At 29.7% G+C, this 16,742-nt stretch carries 20 protein-coding genes; 8 read left to right on the top strand and 12 right to left on the bottom strand.

Going from position 1 to position 16,742, the window contains the following annotated elements; all coding sequences use genetic code 11:
* The 4 genes from AB1Z17_RS06085 to AB1Z17_RS06100 all read right to left on the bottom strand — a co-directional run.
* The coding region (locus AB1Z17_RS06085) for a DUF1853 family protein (protein ID WP_368050902.1) at window positions 1–814 on the bottom strand (814 nt) is incomplete at its 3' end.
* A 10-nt stretch (window positions 815–824) separates the two neighbouring features.
* The gene (locus tag AB1Z17_RS06090; RefSeq protein WP_368050903.1) at window positions 825–2,570 is read right to left on the bottom strand and encodes a M14 family metallopeptidase; all 1,746 of its coding nucleotides are present in this window, start codon (window positions 2,568–2,570) and stop codon (window positions 825–827) included.
* A gap of 11 nt (window positions 2,571–2,581) precedes the next feature.
* Window positions 2,582–3,037: a pantetheine-phosphate adenylyltransferase gene (gene coaD, locus AB1Z17_RS06095; RefSeq protein WP_368050904.1), complete on the bottom strand. Its 456-nt coding sequence runs from the start codon at window positions 3,035–3,037 to the stop codon at window positions 2,582–2,584.
* A 2-nt stretch (window positions 3,038–3,039) separates the two neighbouring features.
* Window positions 3,040–4,017 carry a D-alanine--D-alanine ligase gene (locus AB1Z17_RS06100; protein WP_368050905.1) on the bottom strand — a complete coding sequence of 326 codons (978 nt, stop codon included), beginning with the start codon at window positions 4,015–4,017 and terminating at the stop codon, window positions 3,040–3,042.
* Between the two features lie 197 nt (window positions 4,018–4,214).
* On the opposite strand from AB1Z17_RS06100, the gene AB1Z17_RS06105 reads away from it, so the two are divergent.
* Genes AB1Z17_RS06105 through AB1Z17_RS06115 form a run of 3 tightly spaced genes read left to right on the top strand, consistent with a single transcriptional unit; the run spans window position 4,215 to window position 6,243 of the window.
* A complete protein-coding gene (locus tag AB1Z17_RS06105) occupies window positions 4,215–4,793 on the top strand; it encodes a PASTA domain-containing protein (protein ID WP_368050906.1) in 579 nt (192 codons plus the stop codon).
* Complete coding sequence (locus AB1Z17_RS06110) at window positions 4,793–5,824, top strand: RluA family pseudouridine synthase (RefSeq protein WP_368050907.1); 1,032 nt, start codon at window positions 4,793–4,795, stop codon at window positions 5,822–5,824. The genes AB1Z17_RS06105 and AB1Z17_RS06110 overlap by 1 nt, the downstream gene beginning before the upstream one ends.
* A gap of 11 nt (window positions 5,825–5,835) precedes the next feature.
* Entirely contained in the window at window positions 5,836–6,243 is a 408-nt protein-coding gene (locus AB1Z17_RS06115; protein WP_368050908.1) for a DUF2721 domain-containing protein, read from the top strand.
* Between the two features lie 41 nt (window positions 6,244–6,284).
* Here the strand turns inward: AB1Z17_RS06115 and AB1Z17_RS06120 are convergent, their stop codons facing one another.
* From AB1Z17_RS06120 to AB1Z17_RS06145, 6 genes are all read right to left on the bottom strand, one after another.
* Complete coding sequence (locus tag AB1Z17_RS06120) at window positions 6,285–6,608, bottom strand: EthD family reductase (RefSeq protein WP_368050909.1); 324 nt, start codon at window positions 6,606–6,608, stop codon at window positions 6,285–6,287.
* A gap of 257 nt (window positions 6,609–6,865) precedes the next feature.
* Window positions 6,866–7,576, bottom strand: coding sequence for a membrane or secreted protein (locus AB1Z17_RS06125; RefSeq protein ID WP_368050910.1), 711 nt, complete (start codon window positions 7,574–7,576; stop codon window positions 6,866–6,868).
* Window positions 7,577–7,673: 97 nt separating this feature from the next.
* Window positions 7,674–8,561 (bottom strand): dienelactone hydrolase family protein, encoded by an 888-nt coding sequence (locus tag AB1Z17_RS06130; protein WP_368050911.1) that lies wholly within the window; start codon window positions 8,559–8,561, stop codon window positions 7,674–7,676.
* Window positions 8,562–8,889: 328 nt separating this feature from the next.
* A complete protein-coding gene (locus AB1Z17_RS06135) occupies window positions 8,890–9,462 on the bottom strand; it encodes a YceI family protein (RefSeq protein WP_368050912.1) in 573 nt (190 codons plus the stop codon).
* 96 nt (window positions 9,463–9,558) lie between these two features.
* Window positions 9,559–10,143, bottom strand: coding sequence for a Crp/Fnr family transcriptional regulator (locus tag AB1Z17_RS06140; RefSeq protein WP_368050913.1), 585 nt, complete (start codon window positions 10,141–10,143; stop codon window positions 9,559–9,561).
* Window positions 10,144–10,236: 93 nt separating this feature from the next.
* A complete protein-coding gene (locus tag AB1Z17_RS06145; protein WP_368050914.1) occupies window positions 10,237–10,635 on the bottom strand; it encodes a PaaI family thioesterase in 399 nt (132 codons plus the stop codon).
* 255 nt (window positions 10,636–10,890) lie between these two features.
* On the opposite strand from AB1Z17_RS06145, the gene yaaA reads away from it, so the two are divergent.
* From yaaA to AB1Z17_RS06170, 5 genes are all read left to right on the top strand, one after another.
* Window positions 10,891–11,649: a peroxide stress protein YaaA gene (yaaA, locus tag AB1Z17_RS06150; protein ID WP_368050915.1), complete on the top strand. Its 759-nt coding sequence runs from the start codon at window positions 10,891–10,893 to the stop codon at window positions 11,647–11,649.
* A 317-nt stretch (window positions 11,650–11,966) separates the two neighbouring features.
* Window positions 11,967–13,364, top strand: coding sequence for an arginine decarboxylase (locus AB1Z17_RS06155; RefSeq protein ID WP_368050916.1), 1,398 nt, complete (start codon window positions 11,967–11,969; stop codon window positions 13,362–13,364).
* Window positions 13,357–14,295: an agmatinase gene (gene speB / locus AB1Z17_RS06160; RefSeq protein WP_368050917.1), complete on the top strand. Its 939-nt coding sequence runs from the start codon at window positions 13,357–13,359 to the stop codon at window positions 14,293–14,295. The genes AB1Z17_RS06155 and speB overlap by 8 nt, the downstream gene beginning before the upstream one ends.
* Window positions 14,285–15,262 (top strand): deoxyhypusine synthase family protein, encoded by a 978-nt coding sequence (locus tag AB1Z17_RS06165; RefSeq protein WP_368050918.1) that lies wholly within the window; start codon window positions 14,285–14,287, stop codon window positions 15,260–15,262. The genes speB and AB1Z17_RS06165 overlap by 11 nt, the downstream gene beginning before the upstream one ends.
* Window positions 15,263–15,265: 3 nt before the next feature.
* A complete protein-coding gene (locus AB1Z17_RS06170) occupies window positions 15,266–15,565 on the top strand; it encodes a hypothetical protein (protein ID WP_368050919.1) in 300 nt (99 codons plus the stop codon).
* A 157-nt stretch (window positions 15,566–15,722) separates the two neighbouring features.
* Here the strand turns inward: AB1Z17_RS06170 and AB1Z17_RS06175 are convergent, their stop codons facing one another.
* Window positions 15,723–16,058, bottom strand: a complete 336-nt coding sequence (locus AB1Z17_RS06175) for a DUF2853 family protein (protein WP_368050920.1) — start codon at window positions 16,056–16,058, stop codon at window positions 15,723–15,725.
* Between the two features lie 79 nt (window positions 16,059–16,137).
* Window positions 16,138–16,742 (bottom strand): L-serine ammonia-lyase, iron-sulfur-dependent, subunit beta (locus tag AB1Z17_RS06180; RefSeq protein ID WP_368050921.1); only part of this gene is annotated, 605 nt, incomplete at its 5' end.

The following is a 16,742-nucleotide window of genomic DNA, read 5'->3' on the forward strand; positions in this document are numbered from 1 at the left end:
ACCACCAAACAACAAAAAACTTTTCAGTTTCTCCGTTTGGATGTTTTAACCAACAAAGTGGTGCAGATTTTTGATTTAAAAACGCTTCAATAGTTTGTACAAACTGTTCAAAAGATTGCCATTTGGTTTGTGTTTGAATTTCTTGCAACCAATTTATTTTTGAAGGAATGTAAAATTTACAAGAATTAAATTGCTGTAATTCATTAAAATGAATGTAAAATCCTTTTATGCAATTGTTATTAAGCGGTTTAACTTCGGTATTATTTGTTTGAAACGGAATAAATAATTGCGCTTTAAAAAGAACTTGTTGCTGAATAATTTCAGTTTTTAAGTTCAATTTCGTTAATAATGGTTTTGTAAACGGATTGTAAAGTAATGGTAATTGCTTGTCTTTTAACTTGTTTAGTTTCGAGACTAAACTATCTCTTCTATTGGGTCCAATCCAATGTTCTAATTTTGTTTCTCCAACCGAAGCATCAAACAAGTAAAACTTATAAATAACTTCTAAATGAATTCGTTTTTTAGGAGTTTCAATTAAAAAATCTAACTCACCAACAGTAATTTTTTTATTTTGAATTTGTGTATTTTCTACTAAAATTTTAATTGAAGCATCTAGCTTTAATTGATGACTTAAAAAACTCTCAACGCGTTTTCCCAAACGTTGATTTTTTTGTAAAACACCTTCAAATGTTGTGTTTTTTATTTTAGATAGTTCAAATTGTTGCAATCCAAAAACATCATTATTTTTCCAAAGTTGGGGAGTGTTAAAGAAACCTTCGTATTGTGATTGTATCGCTTTTGAATTTAAATCCATTATAAGCAAGTTAAAACACTTTATAAATTGGTAGTTTTAAATGTGCAGTTTCGTAATAGGGAGAATTTTTATAGACAAAATCAAGTTGTGCTCTTGGGTTTTTAGCAAAATCTTTATCTGTATTTATTTTCTCTTCAAGTTGTTTTTTTATTGACGGATTTTCAATTAAAAATTGTTCAGCAATATCTTCAAAAACATAGGCAGAATAACCTTCTTTCCGTTGTAAAATACTGTCGAAAAAATTCCAGTTAAAAAAAGAATCTGTTGCTGAAGATTCTAAAGTTTCCATAATATATCTAGCGCCAAACTGATTTACAGGAATATAAATGTCGCCTTTACTAAAAGTAATTTCTTTTGTTGAAGTTGTAACAGTAGTATTATAATGTGGATAGTGGCCCTCGTAAGCTGAATTTCTTGTTTTATAATCTTTAATATGTTGCTCTTCAACTGTAATTATGGTATCATTTTTAAAAATAGTGTATTCAATATTATTATCATTTAATCGGTCTATTATTTTCCACCAACCTTGATTTAAAATATAGGCTTTGGGAATAGTAATTTCATTTTTAATTTTAAACTGATTGTAGTAGTCAACACTTTTAGTAAACGGTTTGGTTTTATCGTAAAATAAGCGTTTTCCGTTGGTTACTTTACTGTTTATTAAACTTCCTTCGTACCCTTTAAATTGGAGTTTGGTAAACGTGTCTCGAGCCACTTCAAAAGTAATTGGATACGTTTTATGTTCTAAAATTTTTGCAACTGCATTTTTACGTAATTCTTTAATTTTTGAACCATTTTTTATTGTGAAATCTATGGCACTTTCCAATAAACTGTATGTTTGTTCTACACGTTGTTTATAAGGTTTTAACATATGTGTTTCCACCATAAATCCTAAAGAATTAAATAATGTGGTATATCCTGTAGAATATCTTGGGGAATCGAAATACTGACTAAAACCAGTTTCAGGCGTGCTTCCCCAAACATTAACATAAGGTGTAATTATAATGTCTTTTTTAAGTAAATAGGCTTCAATTTCCGATCGCATATTGTTTTCAATAAAAGCACCTAAATCGTTTCCTAATTTGTTATGTTGCGTAAATAAATGTGTAATTGCATACTGATAATCTGCTCCGTTACTTACGTGATTATCAATAAAAACATCAGGATTTACCAAATGAAAAATTTCAGCAAAAGCACGTGTATTTTTAGTATCTGCTTTTATAAAGTCTCTATTTAAATCAAAATTTCTTACATTTCCTCTAAAACCGTATTCTTTTGGTCCGTTTTGATTTGCTCTGGAATAACTGTTTCTATTTAAAGCTCCACCAACATTATAAATAGGAATAAAAGCTAAAATAATATTATCTAATTCTTTAACCTTATTTTTATCTTGAACAATATTTCTTAACAATAACATTGAAGCATCCACACCATCGGATTCACCCGGATGAATGGCGTTATTTATTAAAATTACATTTTTTGAGCTTTCTTTAATTTTATTGAAATCAAACGTTGTATTGTTATTAAATACTACTAAATGAAGTGGATTCCCACTATCTGTTTCACCAACTTCCTGAATTGAGATTTCTGGAAATTCACTAGCTAATTGTTGAAAATAAGCAATAGTTTCAGCATACGTTGTGGTTTCTAATCCTTCAGATCTTTCAAACTTAGTGGTAAAATCTACTGTGTTTTTTTCAGTGGTTTTATTGCAAGAAATAGTAACAACAAAAAATAAAAGAATTATTCTCTTCATAAATAACAGTTCTATTTTTTGTGAACACTTTTAGGAACAAAACTTGTAATATTGCCACCGTGTCTGTACACATCTCTAACAATACTTGAACTTATAAAAGCAGTATCTGCCGAGGTCAATAAAAACACAGTTTCTATGTTTGAAAGTTTTCTATTGGTTTGTGCAATCGCTTTTTCAAATTCAAAATCTGCTGGATTTCTAAGACCTCTTAAAATAAAATCGACATTTATTTTCTGACAAAAATCTGTTGTTAATCCAGAATAGGTTTCTACCGTTATTTTAGGTTCATTTTTATAATTTTCTTTTATAAATTGAATACGCTCTTCTAAAGAAAACATATATTTTTTATCAGCATTTATTCCAATTGCAATCACAATTTTATCAAATAGAGGCAAAGCTCTGTTAATAATATCTACGTGACCTAAGGTAATTGGATCAAACGATCCAGGAAAAATTGCTTTTCGCATAATTAGTTTTTTAAAGCCATTTCTATGGCATTATCAAAAAGTTGTTGTAAGCTAATATTAGCTTCGGCTGCCTGTTGCGGTATTATACTTGCAGCAGTTAAACCGGGAACGGTATTCATTTCTAAAAAATGAGGTTCGCCATTTACCAAAATAAATTCGGAACGTGTAAAACCACTCATATTTAGTGATTTATACACTTTTATAGCCGTTTTTTCTAATTTTTTATGAATTTCATCTGAAATACGTGCAGGTGTAATTTCTTCAGATTTTCCTAAATATTTTGCTTCATAATCAAAAAAGTCGTTTTCGGTCACAATTTCCGTCATTGGTAACACTTTAATTTCATTGTTGAAATTTAAAACACCGATGGTAATTTCAGAACCATCTAAAAATGCTTCAATTAAAATTTGCGAATCTTCTATGTAAGCTTTTTTAATAGCGGGAATCATTTCTTCTTTTGTTTTTACTTTTGAAATTCCAAAACTTGAACCCGCGTTATTAGGTTTTACAAAACAAGGTAAACCTACTTTTTTTATAATTGCATCAACATTAATGATGTCGCCTTTATCTAAATAATACGAAGTTGCTGTTTTTATGCCATAAGGTTTTACTACGCTTAAACAATCTCGTTTGTTAAAAGTTAATGCCATTTGATAAAAAGGAGCAGAGGTGTGTTTAATTTCGAGCAGTTCTAAATAAGCTAAAATGGTTCCGTTTTCGCCTGGATTTCCGTGAATTGCATTAAAAACACAGTCGAATGTAATTTTTTCGCCTTTAATTTCTGTCGAGAAATCGTGTTTATTTATGGGATACTCTTGGTTATTATCATCAACCAACACCCATTTGTTTTTTAAAATATGAATTTTATAAGTAGTGTATTTTTCTTTGGAAAGATGTTGGTAAACAACCGCTCCACTTTTTAGTGAAATTTCAACCTCAGAGGAGTAACCACCCATAATAATGGCAATATTTTTCTTCATTTTTAGTTTTATTCAATAAATACAAACTTACATAAATAAAGTTAAAAGTTGTTAGGTTAAAAGTTGGAAAGTTTTTATGCTTTAAACCTTATAAAGGTTATTTCTTTTGGTAAATATGCCAGTTTTATGTTTTTATCATTTTCAAATAAAAATTTCAATTCAAAAAAAAGTATCTTTGCAAAATTAAAATATAAAAAATGAGTCTAATTCAATTTATAAAGTCCAAAACGTTTTTAAAACAAATAGTTATTGCTTTTGTTGGTTTGGTAGTATTTGTTTTTGTGGTTATGAAATGGTTAAATATTTCTACAAATCACGATCAAAAAATTGAAGTTCCTAATTTGGAGAAAATGAGTTTAAATGAAGTTGAAAAAACGTTGAAAGAGTTAGATTTAAGGCTTTTCGTAATTGATTCTGCCAGTTACAATCCAGATTATCCAAAAAAATCGGTTATAGATCAAGATCCAGAGCCGGGTGATTTTGTAAAAGAAAATAGAAAAATATATTTAACTTTAAATCCTTCGGGTTATAGAAACGTGGAAGTTCCAAACGTTTTTGGAAAAACCAAAAGGCAGGTAACATCACAACTTAGTTCCATTGGTTTTAAAATTAGTAACAATCCAATCTATGTTTCAGATATTGCAAAAGATGTTGTGAGAGGATTAAGATTTAACGGTAAAGATTTAAAAGCAGGCGATAAGATTCCGAAAAATTCTGTTATTACGTTAAAGTTAGGAGATGGAAAAGGAACGGGAAGATATACCGAAAGTAAGTAATGAGTGTAGAAGAAATTAACACAGACAACGAAGAGTTTTACGAGCATTTTAATTGTATTGCAAAGCCTGGACAGGAACCTTTGCGTGTAGATAAATTTTTAATGAATTTTATTGAAAATGCAACCCGAAATAAAATTCAGCAAGCGGCAAAAGCAGGAAATATTTTAGTAAATGATGTTGCTGTAAAATCTAATTACAAAGTAAAACCGAATGATATTGTGCGTGTTGTTTTAGCACATCCACCACACGAAAATTTATTGGTTGCTGAAGATATTCCATTAGATATTTTATTTGAAGATGACCAAGTTATGGTTGTAAATAAACCAGCCGGCATGGTGGTACATCCAGGTCACGGAAATTATAGCGGAACGTTGGTAAATGGGTTAATTTATCATATAGAAAATTTACCAACCAACTCTAACGAACGTCCAGGATTGGTGCATAGAATCGATAAAGATACCAGTGGTTTGTTGGTAGTTGCCAAAACTGAATTTGCAATGGCACATTTATCTAAACAATTTTACGACAGAACAACCGAGCGTTTGTATTTTGCAATTGTTTGGGGAAATGTTGAAGAAGATGAAGGTACTATTGAAGGGAATATTGGAAGAAGTTTAAAAAACAGACTGCAAATGAATGTTTTTCCTGAAGGTGATTTTGGAAAACATGCAGTAACACATTACAAAGTAATTGAACGTTTTAGTTATGTTACTTTAGTGCAATGTAAGTTAGAAACAGGGAGAACACATCAAATTAGAGCACATTTTAAACATATTGGACATACACTTTTTAACGACGAACGTTATGGTGGCGATGCAGTTTTAAAAGGTACAACATTTACTAAATACAAACAGTTTGTAGAAAATTGTTTTAAAATTTTACCACGCCAGGCTTTACACGCCAAAACCTTAGGTTTTGAGCACCCAACTACCAAAGAATTTTTACGTTTTAATTCTGAAATCCCACAAGATATTACGGATTGTTTAGAGAAATGGAGGACATATACTGTGAATCAAAAGGAAGAGCATTAGAATACTAATTTATGGAAGAACTTTCGTTAACTACACCAGCACTTTTATTTTCGGCAATATCGTTAATAATGCTTGCCTATACGAATCGGTTTTTGGCGTATGCAGCAGTTATAAGAAATTTGCATGCTGTTTATCAGAAAAAAAAAGACACAACTTTAATTCATCAAATTAAAAATCTTAAGTTAAGAATTAATCTTACACGTTGGATGCAAATATTTGGAATTTCAAGTTTGCTGTTATGTGTGTTAACAATGTTTCTTATTTATATACATCAGCAAATGATTGCAGTTTGGGTATTTGGAACGGCACTAATATTGCTAATATTATCTTTAATTCTCTTAATAAAAGAAATTCAAATTTCAGCTAAAGCACTAAATCTTCATATTAGAGATATTGAAAATCATTTAAAGAAGAAATAAAAGAGTTTTTTAGGTTGCGCTTATCAATTAGATAAAATCAATTATACAAGTACTTCACTTACTTGAATAATAGGTTCTATATTGGTAAAATTAGGTAAATCTCCCATAATTTTTTCGGCATTAGGACCAAATGAACTTCCGAAATCTTCAACAGAATCAAAATACATATTACCCATTCCTGCATAAGGAGCAGGAGATCCAGGAGCTGCGCCGCCTATTCCTTGCTCAACAGTAGCTCCTTTAAGCATATCACCTAAAAGACCTCCAACCAATGGTAAATGTTTGTTAACATAATAATCCATATCAAAAGTTTTATTTTCCCCATTAGGGTATAATACACTTACTTTAATCATTCCTTTTTTCATTATAAATATTTTAGTTGTAGTTATATGAATTTTCGAATCCTAATAATTAGGGGTACAAACCTTCACTTTTATTTTTTAGTTAGCACTTGGTTAAGTAAAAAAAGTAGTAACGGCATCAAGATACATAAATAAAGGTGAATTGAAATAGATTTAATTAAGTTAATCGTTTGTCAAATAAATTTCAATTATTTAAATGAAGAAATAAACTAAGTTCTGAAGTTGTCTCAAACTATAAATATTGCTCCAATTGAATAAAACTAATCTCGCAAACTCCAAATTTCGTGTATAGGATCTCCTTTACTTGAAAACCCTTTGTGATTCCAGTTTCCATCTATCAATTCATAATTAAATGTTAAGCTAAGTCCTGCTTTGGAATCGTCTCTGGAAAAGAATTCGATGTTCTCAGTATATTCATTATTAATGGTTGTGTAGGTTCCTCCGCCTGTTCCCATAAATTGTTTTTTTTCTGTATTGTAGGCTATCCATTGAAATCTAGTTCCAGATAATATTTTCATTGTTTTTCTTGGTCTGCTTGTATCACGTAATTGAGTTTCACCATCTCTTATTCTTCCCGACATTAGCCAAGCTCCTTGCAATTTCCCTGGTTTACCATTGTCTAGGCGGTTTAATTTTTGGTTGTTACCAACAATTTCAATTGTAGTATCAGAAATAATTACTTTATAAGTTAATTCAGTACCAACGCGTTCAGAATTAGTTGTATCAAATTCTATTTTCTCTGTAATTCGATCACAATTTAATTTCCAAGAACCACCATGAGAGTGCATAAATTTTCCAGTAGTTGCACTATATGTTGTTAAAACGTTATTGCCATCGGTAAATATAACTACGTTCTTTAATTTATCTCCATTTTCAGCAGTTGTGTAATTTTCCCAAGCGCCAATTATACTTTGTGAATGTATTCCATATGAAATTAAAGTACAAACAAGCAATACAATTATATTTTTCATGGTTCGATATTTAATTATTTATTGAAAATATACAACTTATTCTTTTTCATATATCCGTATTTGGAAGCATAAAACTAAAAGTCAGCTAAAATTATTTCTATTTAATATTATCTTTAAAAAACGAAATTGTTCTATTCCAAGATAGTTCAGCGGCTTCTTTATCATATCTAGGAGTTGTGTTATTATGAAAACCATGATTTACTTCTGGGTAAATAAAAGCTTCATATACCTTATTATTTTCTTTTAAAGATGCTTCAAAAGCAGGCCAACCTGCATTTACTCTTTTGTCTAAACCAGCAAAATGTAGCATAAGTGGCGCATTTATTTTTGGTGTTTCTTCACTAGAAGGTTGACCACCATAATATGGAACAGCGGCTGAAAGTGTAGGGATTTTTACTGCCATCATATTAGAGATCCACCCACCAAAACAAAAGCCTACAACTCCAACTTTACCAGTGCAATTTTTATGTGATTTAAGATAATTATATGCTGCAATAAAATCTTCAAGCATTTCATTACGATCACGTTTTTTTTGCAAGGCTCTTCCATCATCATCGTTACCTGGATATCCTCCAAGTGGAGTTAGTGCATCTGGTGCCAAAGAAATAAAACCTTCTAGCGCAGCTTTTCTTCCTACATCTTCAATATAAGGATTTAAACCTCTGTTTTCATGAACAACAATAATTCCAGGTAACTTTTTTTCTCCATCTTTTAATTTAGAAAGCAACCCTTTAATAGTTCCTCCACCTTTTGGAGATTCGAACTTAATAAAACCGGAATCTAATCTTGGATCATCTTGTTTAAGCGAGTCTGAATCTTTATAATTTGGCATTATAAAGCTGAGTAAAGAAGGAAGGGTTATTCCGCCAACAGCATACATTGATAATTTTTTTACAAAAAGCCTTCTTTCAATTTTATTATGAGCATAATCATCGTATAAATCAAAAACCTCTTGATTTATGTCTTCTTTTTTTAGTTTTTTCATACTTTAAAATTTAGTAAATTTTATTGGATCGTTAGCCTAAGCTTTTTAGGATTCCTATTATTGAAACAAAAGTTATTTTTTTTACATCATTTTTTTCGCCATAATTTGGACAATAATTTTCGTCATGTTCATTCTTTCATGAAATTCAAACCATTTAATTTTAGATTTTAATACGAGATTTTTAATTGTTAAACAAGCTAATTTCAACTTTTTTAAGTTAAGAAACAAACTAAATGATATTGCTATTTATAACTTTTCATACAAATTAAAAATAAAAAAAGCGTAAATCAATTGATTTACGCTTATGCTGTAATTTTCAACTTTTTTATTAAAACTCAAAATCGGCAATTAAATCAAATTCATCATAAATTGCCTTGTCTTTTAATCCATCAAAGAAACTTGTAGACCCATATCTAACATCGAATTTAGATCTATCTATTTTTAAAGATGCATTTGCTTTGTTTCCATAAACGGAAAGATTAAATATAACAGTTTCAGTTTTTTCTTTAATTGTTATATCTCCAGTTACTTGGTATGAGTTTTTACCAGTAGATTTTACTTTCGTAAAAATTAAATTAGCTGTTGGAAACTTTTCAACTCCAAAAAAATCATCCGATTTTAAATGACCTTCAAGCTTTCCTTTGTATTCACCTTCTAAATCTGTGCAGATTATACTAGACATATCTATTATAAATTCTCCACCTGTTAATTTATCTTCATTAAAATTTAAATGTCCAGATTTAATGGAAATAAGACCTTCATGAGATCCGGTTACTTTATAACCTTTCCAAACTATTTTACTGTTTTCTACTTTAATTTCTTTTTTATTTATAGTTGTAAAAGAAAATGATACAAAAGCTACTATTGCAACTGCTAAAATGTTTTTTATTGAATTTTTCATTGTTTTATGTTTAAAATATTATGGTACAAATGTCCAAAATAGTTAAACTATATAAAATGAAGTAGATTATGAAATGAAGTTAATCTAGATTAACTTTTATTGACCTTGAACTAATTGGCTCTTAATTTTACTTAAAAACTCTTTGGTAATGCCTAAATAAGAAGCAATCATATATTGAGGAACTCGCTGTTCAATTTTTGGATATGTATTCTTAAAAATTTGGTAACGTGCTTTGGCTGTAAGACTAAAATTTCTAATAATTCTTTTTTGTGAAGCCACAAAAGCGCGTTCTACAATTTTTCTAAAAAGGCGTTCTAGTTTTGGAATCTCTTTATATAATTCTTCAAGATTGTTATAGGTAAATTGAAAGAGCTGCGTATTTTCTATACACTGTACATTAAAGTCGGCTGGTTTTTGTGTCATAAAACTTCCTAAATCAGATGTCCACCAGTCTTCAATAGAAAACACAACTATATGTTCTTGTCCTTCAGCGTCTACATAAAATGTTTTTGTACTTCCAGAAATAATAAAATTAATGCTTTTACATACATCTCCTTGTTGCACTATGTACTGATCTTTAAGGTAATTTCTATAAATTAATTTAGAAAAAAGCATCGTTTCTTCTTCAACAGTTAGGTTGATGTATTTATGTATGTAATCTATTAAAGGTTTTTTATTCATTAATATTTTGTCTATGTCTAACGGTAAGATCAAGTTAAATTAATTGATTGATAAGCGAATTTCAACTTTTTTAAGTTAAGAAGCAAAATTAACTTAGTTATCTAAAATATGTTTTTCTAAAACAAAACAAACAAACTCACCTTCAAAAACGAGTTCATCTTTTTGATTTTTTACACCTACAGAAATACTTATTTTTTTTCCAGAAATTTCAGTAATTGTTGCAATAGCGGTTACTTCATCGTTTAAAACAACAGGTTTTAGAAATTTTGTAGTTGCTTTTCCTAAAACTACAGTTGGTTTATTTACAGCAACCATAGCGGCATAATCTGCTAAACCAAAAACAAAACTTCCGTGAGAAAGATTGTAAGTGTCAACAATCATTTCTTCTAAAATAGTTAATTTTACAGTAGCACAATCGTTTCCAATTGATACTACAGAACCTATTAATTTTTTTGAAGCTAGCAGATGTGTATTTTGCTTATGTGTATTCATGTTCTTTTTTATTTGTTGCTAAATTCAAAAGAAAATGGAAAATAAACAAACTAAATAAGCTTGTAATTTTACTATAAATTATTTTTATTAAAGTATTATTAAAATCCATCTTTTACTATGGTAAGTATTAAAAAAATGCCGTAATTTTATTTAATAGTATAAATTGATACAAATGAAACGAGCGTGCTAAAAAGTTTATCATAAAAAAATGATAAAAGCAAATAGGATGTGACCTTTTAAAAAACGAAAAAACACATGAAATTAGTTATATCACCAGCAAAATCTTTAGATTTTGAAACACCAGTTCCAACAGCAGAATTTACGCAAGGAATTTTTTTAAACGAAGCTGAAAAATTAAGTGCTGTTTTAAAAAAGAAATCTCCTAAGAAGCTATCTGAATTAATGCATATTTCACCAAAATTGGGTGAATTAAACTGGCAACGAAATCAAGATTGGCAACTACCATTTTCATTAGAAAATGCTCGTCAGGCAATATATGCTTTTAGTGGCGATGTATACACAGGTTTAGACGCTTATACGTTACCACTTGAAAAATTAGCACAACTTCAAAATAAACTTCGAATTTTATCCGGTCAATATGGTATTTTAAAGCCTTTAGATTTAATGCAACCGTATCGTTTAGAAATGGGGACTAAACTAAAAATTGGTAGGAAAGAAAATTTATATCAGTTTTGGGATAAAAAAGTAACTGAAGCCTTAAATGCGGAATTGGAAAATAATGAAGTATTTGTAAATTTAGCCAGTAACGAATACTTTAAAGTGATAGATACTAAGCTATTAAAGGTTCCCATAATAACCCCGGTTTTTAAAGATTATAAAGGTGAGAAATTAAAGATAATTAGCTTTTTTGCTAAAAAAGCCAGAGGACTTATGGTACGTTATATTATTGATAATAATATAGAAACTGTTGAGGGTTTAAAAGGCTTCAATTCAGAAGGTTATATGTTTGATTCTAACCTTTCAAATGAAAAAGAATTAGTTTTCACACGATAATTTTATTTTTTTTAAAATTGTATTGTTTTTTTATATAAGTTTGTCCCGTTATTTTTTAGTGACAATGAAAAATATTTGTTTTTTCGGTCGTAACTTTTTTATTAAGAAGTTTTTAGGTTACTATGTGTTTTGGAAGCACAACGAGAAATTAAGGAAAACGACAACTTCTACCAACTTTATTTTTAAAATTTGCAGCCAATTTATGGGTGTGGATAATCAGAACACGTATTCAGTATTAAGAGTATAGCTATTTCAATTAATTTTAAATTAGCCTGATATTAGGCTCCGATTAAATTTTTAATACTTAATTACAATTAATGAATACTAAATATATTGATTTAATAAATCAAACATTCGATTTTCCTCAAGAGGAATTTAAAATAGATACTAAGAAAAATTTGCATTTTCATGACATCGATACCATGAAACTTGCTGAAGAATTTGGAACTCCTTTAAAGTTTACGTACTTGCCAAAAATTAGCGAAAACATTAACAAAGCTAAAAATTGGTTTAAAACATCTATGCGCAAGCATAAATATAAAGGGAGATATCATTATTGTTATTGTACAAAAAGCTCACATTTTAAACATGTTTTAGATGAGGCTTTAAGCAATAAGATTCATATAGAAACATCTTCGGCAGTTGATATTGATATTGTTGAGAATTTAAAAAGAGATGGTAAAATTACCGACAAAACCTATATTTTATGTAATGGATTTAAAAGAGACGAGTATATTAATAAAATACAAGGTTTAATAAATGGCGGGCATAGAAATTGTATTCCAATTATTGATAATTATGAAGAAATTGATTTATTAACCAATGGAATTCGTAAAAAAATTAATATTGGAATTAGAATCGCTTCAGAAGAAGAACCAAAATTCGAGTTTTATACTTCTCGTTTAGGAATTGGCTATAAAAATATAGTAGATTTTTACAGACGCGATATTAAAGAAAACAAAAAAGTGAATCTTAAAATGTTACACTTTTTTATAAATACAGGAATTAAAGATAACGCCTATTATTGGAATGAATTAAGTAAATGTTTAAAGGTTTATATAAATCTAAAACGTATTTGTCCAACATTAGATAGTTTAAATATTGGAGGCGGATTTCCAATTAAAAATTCATTGGCATTTGATTATGATTATCAATATATGATTGATGAAATTATTTCTCAAATTAAAATTGCTTGTGATGATGCTGAAGTAGAAACACCACATATTTTTACAGAATTTGGAAGTTATACCGTTGGAGAAAGTGGAGGTGCTTTATACAAAGTGTTGTACCAAAAAAAGCAAAACGATAGAGAGAATTGGAATATGATAAATTCCTCTTTTATAACAACGTTACCAGATAGCTGGGCAATAAACAAGCGTTTTGTAATGTTGCCATTAAATAGGTGGAACGATACTTATGAAAGGGTTTTATTAGGTGGTTTAACATGTGATAGTGATGATTATTACAATTCAGAACAACATATAAATGCCATTTATATGCCTGTTTATAAAGAAGAAAAACCATTATTTATTGGGTTCTTTAATACAGGTGCATACCAGGAAACTATTGGAGGTTATGGTGGTTTACAACATTGTTTAATACCACAACCAAAACATATTATTATTTCAAAAAACAACGAAGGAAAATTAGAATACAAAGTTTTTAAAGAGCAACAAAAACCAAGTGATTTTTTAAAAATATTAGGTTATGAATAAAAAAACATACGCAGGAATCCCTGAACAAAACAGTAAAATTGAAACTTCAAAAGTAGTTTTAATTCCAGTTCCTTATGATGGAACAAGTACTTGGCAAAAAGGTGCAGACAAAGGTCCTGAAGCTTTTTTAAACGCTTCAGAAAATATGGAATTGTACGATATAGAAACCGACACTGAAGTTTATAAAAGCGGGATCTATTTAGCAGATGCAGTAACAGAAAATTCGTCGCCAGAAAGTATGGTAGATGCCGTGCATCAAATTACAAAATCATATATTAAAAAGAATAAGTTTGTTACCTTATTTGGTGGTGAACATTCTATTTCAATTGGTTCAATTAGAGCATTTAATGAGTGTTTCGATAATTTAACTGTAGTACAAATTGATGCACATGCAGATTTACGAAAAGAGTACGAAGGTTCTAAATGTAACCACGCTTGTGCTGTGTATGAGGCGAGCCAAAACACCAATTTAATTCAAGTGGGTATTCGTAGTATGGATGCCATTGAAAAAACAGTAATGGATACAGACAAAGTGTTTTTTGCACACGAAATGGCGCAAGATGATTATTGGATGGAAAATGCAATTGATTTAATGACAGATAATGTGTTTTTAACTATAGATTTAGATGCTTTTGACCCTTCAATAATGCCATCGACAGGTACACCAGAGCCAGGAGGTTTATTATGGTACGAAACATTAGAATTTTTGAATAAAATATTCAAAGAAAAAAATGTAGTTGGTTTTGATATTGTAGAATTATGTCCAAATTCTAAAGAAAAATCTTCAGACTTTTTAGCGGCAAAATTATATTATAAAATGTTAAGCTATAAGTTTAACAATTCTGATGATGATAACTATGATGATTTAAAAGGTTTTAAAGAACCAACTAACAAATTAACTAAATTTAACGACGAAGAAAATGACTACTAATAAAGGAGCAATTTCACAATTTATAGAAAAATATTATTTGCATTTTAATGCAGCTTCGGTTGTAGATGCGGCAAAAGAATACGAAAATCAATTAGCAAAAGGATCTAAAATGTTAGTTTCTTTAGCTGGAGCAATGAGTACAGCAGAATTAGGTAAAATATTTGCAGAAATTATTAGACAAGACAAAGTTCAGATAATTTCGTGTACTGGAGCAAACCTTGAAGAAGATATTATGAATTTGGTGGCACACTCTCATTATAAAAGAGTACCAAATTACAGAGATCTAACCCCACAAGACGAATGGGATCTACTCGAAAAAGGTTTAAACAGAGTTACAGATACGTGTATTCCTGAAGAAGAAGCGTTTAGACGCTTACAAGAGCATATTTTTAAAATTTGGAAAGATGCTGAAGCAGCTGGTGAGCGTTATTTTCCACATGAATTCATGTATAAATTAGTACTTTCAGGAGTGTTGGATCAATACCACGAAATTGACCCAAAAAACAGCTGGATGATTGCTGCTGCAGAAGCTAATTTACCAATGGTGGTCCCTGGTTGGGAAGATAGCACAATGGGAAATATTTTTGCTTCTTATGTGTTAAAAGGCGAATTAAAAGCAAGTACTATGAAATCTGGTATTGAGTATATGACGTTCTTAGCAGATTGGTATACTGAAAATTCAAAAGAAGGCATTGGATTCTTTCAAATTGGTGGAGGAATTGCAGGAGATTTTCCAATTTGTGTGGTACCAATGTTGTACCAAGATATGGAAAGAACTGATACACCATTTTGGAGTTATTTTTGTCAGATTTCAGATTCTACAACTAGTTATGGGTCTTATTCTGGGGCAGTTCCAAATGAGAAAATTACTTGGGGTAAATTAGATATTAATACACCAAAATATATTATAGAGTCGGATGCAACCATTGTTGCACCATTAATTTTCGCTTACTTATTAGATATGTAATTTATGAAGAGAGTAATTGTAGATTATAGCAAATTAACCGAAGATATTTTAAATATGTTGGTTGAAAAATTTCCTACAGGTTATGGATATAGGGATATTATTACGTTTAAAAATGCTAAAGATGAAACTGTAAGAGCCGTTGAAGTTCGTACAGAAGATACTATCTATTTAGTAAAAATAAGTTTGAAATTAGAAGAAACGATGGAAGAGTACGATGCAGATGAAGATAATTTTGATGATGTTCATGATACGGATGATTTAGAAGACATTCCAGACGGTAGCCCTGAGGATGATGATTATTAGAAATAATTATTTATCAAAAAAGGCTGTTTAAAAGTATTTTTAAACGTCATTACGAGGTACTAAGCAATCTGTTCATAAGAATGAGATTACTTCATTGCATTCGTAATGACGTTTTTATAGCTTTTTTAAACAGCCTTTTAAATAAATTCTTAAAAATCTAATAAATAGATTCTTTTCCAAATTCTTTAACTAATAAATAATAAAAAATAGCTCTGTATTTATTTCTATTAGATTTACCCATAGTTTCAACAACTTTTTCCATAGTAACATCTAATTTTGGTCCATCTGAAAGTCCTAATTTTTTGATTAAAAAATTATTTTTTACTGTTCCTAATTCTTTTGCATCTGACCCAGAAACGGTTTCAGCATCTTTTTTATAAATAGAAGGCCCTAAACCTTTAGTAACCTTAGCTAATAAATCAGCATCATAACTGATTCCTAATTTTTTCATTTCACCTTGATAAAGTGCTATTTTTTCATCTAATTTACTCATGAGTAACGAATTTTTTTATTAAAGTTAATATTCCTTTTATCAAATATAAAAAAATATTAGTTGTATTACTAAAATTATGCTAACAATCTGAAAGATTTACCGCAACTGCCAACCCACCTTCCGAAGTTTCTTTGTATTTGGAGTTCATATCTTTAGACGTTTCCCACATACTAGAAATTACTTTATCTAGTGGTACTTTTGCATTCAGACTATCGGATTCTAAAGCAAGCTCAGCGGCGTTAATTGCTTTTATTGCACCCATTGCATTGCGTTCAATACAAGGTACTTGCACCAATCCGCCAATAGGATCACAGGTTAATCCTAAATGATGTTCCATAGCAATTTCACTAGCCATTAAAACTTGTTCTGGTGTGCCTCCAAGCAGTTCAGTTAATGCACCAGCCGCCATAGCCGACGAAACACCAATTTCAGCCTGGCAACCTCCCATAGCTGCAGAAATTGTAGCACCTTTTTTAAAAAGACTTCCTATTTCACCAGCAACTAATAAAAATTGTTTTATATGTTCAAATGTAGCATTGTGATTTTCAATTACTAAATAATACATTAACACTGCAGGGATTACTCCAGCACTTCCATTAGTTGGAGCGGTTACCACTCTTCCAAGTGAAGCATTCACTTCATTTACACTTAAAGCAAAACAACTTACCCACTTTAATATTTGAC

This window comes from Lutibacter sp. (genome assembly GCF_040883305.1).
Classification (GTDB): Bacteria; Bacteroidota; Bacteroidia; order Flavobacteriales; family Flavobacteriaceae; genus Lutibacter.

Bases quoted from the DNA above. Each gene is read 5' to 3' on its own strand.
- AB1Z17_RS06125 (WP_368050910.1), bottom strand. From the start codon at position 7,576: ATGAAAAATATAATTGTATTGCTTGTTTGTACTTTAATTTCATATGGA.
- AB1Z17_RS06135 (WP_368050912.1), bottom strand. From the start codon at position 9,462: ATGAAAAATTCAATAAAAAACATTTTAGCAGTTGCAATAGTAGCTTTT.
- AB1Z17_RS06130 (WP_368050911.1), bottom strand. From the start codon at position 8,561: ATGAAAAAACTAAAAAAAGAAGACATAAATCAAGAGGTTTTTGATTTA.
- AB1Z17_RS06105 (WP_368050906.1), top strand. From the start codon at position 4,215: ATGAGTCTAATTCAATTTATAAAGTCCAAAACGTTTTTAAAACAAATA.
- AB1Z17_RS06120 (WP_368050909.1), bottom strand. From the start codon at position 6,608: ATGAAAAAAGGAATGATTAAAGTAAGTGTATTATACCCTAATGGGGAA.
- AB1Z17_RS06090 (WP_368050903.1), bottom strand. From the start codon at position 2,570: ATGAAGAGAATAATTCTTTTATTTTTTGTTGTTACTATTTCTTGCAAT.
- speB (WP_368050917.1), top strand. From the start codon at position 13,357: ATGAATAAAAAAACATACGCAGGAATCCCTGAACAAAACAGTAAAATT.
- AB1Z17_RS06115 (WP_368050908.1), top strand. From the start codon at position 5,836: ATGGAAGAACTTTCGTTAACTACACCAGCACTTTTATTTTCGGCAATA.
- coaD (WP_368050904.1), bottom strand. From the start codon at position 3,037: ATGCGAAAAGCAATTTTTCCTGGATCGTTTGATCCAATTACCTTAGGT.
- AB1Z17_RS06170 (WP_368050919.1), top strand. From the start codon at position 15,266: ATGAAGAGAGTAATTGTAGATTATAGCAAATTAACCGAAGATATTTTA.
- AB1Z17_RS06100 (WP_368050905.1), bottom strand. From the start codon at position 4,017: ATGAAGAAAAATATTGCCATTATTATGGGTGGTTACTCCTCTGAGGTT.
- AB1Z17_RS06145 (WP_368050914.1), bottom strand. From the start codon at position 10,635: ATGAATACACATAAGCAAAATACACATCTGCTAGCTTCAAAAAAATTA.
- AB1Z17_RS06110 (WP_368050907.1), top strand. From the start codon at position 4,793: ATGAGTGTAGAAGAAATTAACACAGACAACGAAGAGTTTTACGAGCAT.
- AB1Z17_RS06155 (WP_368050916.1), top strand. From the start codon at position 11,967: ATGAATACTAAATATATTGATTTAATAAATCAAACATTCGATTTTCCT.
- AB1Z17_RS06165 (WP_368050918.1), top strand. From the start codon at position 14,285: ATGACTACTAATAAAGGAGCAATTTCACAATTTATAGAAAAATATTAT.
- yaaA (WP_368050915.1), top strand. From the start codon at position 10,891: ATGAAATTAGTTATATCACCAGCAAAATCTTTAGATTTTGAAACACCA.
- AB1Z17_RS06175 (WP_368050920.1), bottom strand. From the start codon at position 16,058: ATGAGTAAATTAGATGAAAAAATAGCACTTTATCAAGGTGAAATGAAA.
- AB1Z17_RS06140 (WP_368050913.1), bottom strand. From the start codon at position 10,143: ATGAATAAAAAACCTTTAATAGATTACATACATAAATACATCAACCTA.